This window comes from Streptomyces sp. NRRL F-2664, from assembly GCF_000719345.1.
Classification (GTDB): domain Bacteria; phylum Actinomycetota; class Actinomycetes; order Streptomycetales; family Streptomycetaceae; genus Streptomyces.
In genome coordinates this window covers 1-1732 of the sequence record NZ_JOFX01000189.1, presented here as the reverse complement: position 1 = coordinate 1732, position 1732 = coordinate 1, and the positions used below count along the sequence as shown (strand labels likewise).

2 protein-coding genes are annotated in these 1732 nt (G+C 67.4%); both read right to left on the bottom strand.

Annotated elements, in window-relative coordinates; all coding sequences use genetic code 11:
• Nucleotides 1–288, bottom strand: a 288-nt coding sequence (locus IF89_RS0135250) for a putative Ig domain-containing protein (RefSeq protein ID WP_030777154.1), incomplete at its 3' end; no start/stop codon positions are given.
• Between the two features lie 1017 nt (nucleotides 289–1305).
• Nucleotides 1306–1593, bottom strand: a complete 288-nt coding sequence (locus IF89_RS50060; RefSeq protein WP_420707020.1) for a transposase — start codon at nucleotides 1591–1593, stop codon at nucleotides 1306–1308.
• Between the last annotated feature and the right edge of the window lie 139 nt (nucleotides 1594–1732).

Sequence of the window (1732 nt, the reverse complement as noted above, 5' to 3'; positions counted from 1 at the left end):
GTTGACGGTGAGGGTGAAGGTTTTGGATGCGGTGGGGACTTGGGGGTTGGGGTCGGTCGCGGTGACGGTGAAGGTGTAGGTGCCCGGCTGGGTGGGGGTACCGCTCAGGGTGCCGTCGGCGGCCAGGGTCAGCCCGGGTGGGAGGCTGCCCGCGGTGACGGTGAAGGTCGGCTCCCCAGTTCCGCCGGCTGTTTCAACCGTGGTCGAGTACGGCTGGCCGACGGTGGCGTTGGGCAGCGGACTCGCGGTTGTGACTTCCAGGTCCTGGACGGTATAGGAAATCACCACCTGCGCCGGACCAGACGCCGCCTCACGGGAACCACCGTCGGGCACAAAGTCCGAACCACCCCCACCACCGCCAGGACCACCGCTTCCGTCGCTTGTGAGCTGATTACACCCTCCTCCCCCTCCTCCTCCGAACCAGCCTCCTCCTCCCCCTCCTCCTCCGATTTGGCCACCGCCTGTGCCCCCGGCTCCGGCCGCACCGTCGGTCCCGGCCGTACCGGGGATACCGACTGGGCAGGTCACTCCTCCAGCTCCGGCTGACGTTTGAGTGCCTCCGCCGCCTCCACTGCCCCCATTCGGGCGTGTCCCGCCCGGATGGCCCTCGGGATGGTCGGCGGCCCCTCCTGTCTGTGCGTTAGGGGGGGAAAGCTGCCCCCTGCCGGCACCGCCGCCGCCTCCAGCAACAATGAGTCTAGGATCGCTATTCGAGTTGCCAGTGAGCACGCAGCCTGGTTCGGTGGAGGAGCAGGTCCGCACGTCGCTGGCACCGCCTCCGTTTCCGCCCCTATCGTCTCCGCCGCCGGGGTTGCCGCCCGAACCGCCGCCGACATCGACATTCACATAGAGGATGCTGCCCGGTTCGATCAGACCGCCTGCCTCCACTACAAGAGTCCCGGTGACTGTGGATCCGGCTCCCCCCGGTGTAGGTCCGAATCCGCTTTGCGAACCTGCAGCTCCCATAGCAGTGATGGTGAGTGAAGCCACGCCTGTGGGCACGGTAAAAGGCTGGTCTGCCCCCGCCGTGAACGTCTGAGAGATGGTGGCGGCTGCGGCGGGGGTTGCCGGGACTGCGAGGCCGACGGCGGTGAAGAGAAGTGTGGGGGCCAGCAGCCGTGCTGCGGCCCGCCGTCCCATGAGGGCAGGCCGAACCCGCACAGGCTTGAGGCCACCCGGCATTCCGCTGGTGCACAGGGTGTGCGAACCCTGCGAGAAGAGTGTGATCACCGTCACAGGATGGGCTGAGTCCCTCGCCCGTCTCGCAAACCGCGCGGACTGCGGGCGGTAGATCACCTGCTCGGTTCAGCCCGACCTGGGCTCATGTTCGGGCCGGGGCCGCAGGGTGATGTAGCGACCCTTTAGTGAACTCGTGCATTCCTGGCGGGCGGGACAGGAGCTGCAGTCACGTCTCGCGAACGTCGCCCGAACCACCGGCGTCCCTGGGTGGCTGGTCGTCTCCCGCCAGCTCGTGGTGGTGCGGCCCTCGGGACATACGACCTGTCTGTTCTCCCAGTCGACGGTGAAGCGGGTGTTGTCGAAGCCCGCCGCCTGGGCCTTTTGCCTGTTGGTGTCCCGCGCGAGCGGGCCCATGAGACTGACGCGATGATCCCGCTGGGCATGGTGGATCTGTTCAGTGAGCATTTTCAGAGTGGCCACCGATCGGGTGACGGGGCGAGGGCTGTGAAACGGACGGGGCCCCAGGGCTGTTGAGCAAGGTGTCTACGCTCAA